The sequence below is a fragment of the Erythrobacter sp. SN021 genome (assembly GCF_021864455.1).
In genome coordinates, this window is sequence record NZ_JAKKUW010000241.1 from 1 (window position 1) to 281 (window position 281).

The following is a 281-nucleotide window of genomic DNA, read 5'->3' on the forward strand; positions in this document are numbered from 1 at the left end:
GTCGGTTTCGCCAACTCGATCACGAATACCGCGGACGGCTGGGTCACCGGGAGCGAGGTCACCCAACTGCAGGCGCTCGGCGCGCCGGCCAGCACGCAGATGATGTACCGGTTCACCCAGGCCGGCAGCTACACGCAGATCCGCGCCGATGTCGCCACGGTGACCAGGGCGCTGCCGCCGGGCAGCGTGACCGGCGCCGCCTCCTGGCTCAGCGCGGAGAACGACGCCACCGGCAACGGCGCGATCATGGAGCCGTTCGTCGTCGCCTTCGCGCTGATCGG

At 70.5% G+C, this 281-nt stretch carries 1 protein-coding gene; it reads left to right on the plus strand.

What is annotated here, in order from left to right; genetic code table 11:
* A partial coding sequence (locus L5849_RS15745; protein WP_236926306.1) for a hypothetical protein occupies positions 1 to 281 on the plus strand: 281 nt, incomplete at both ends.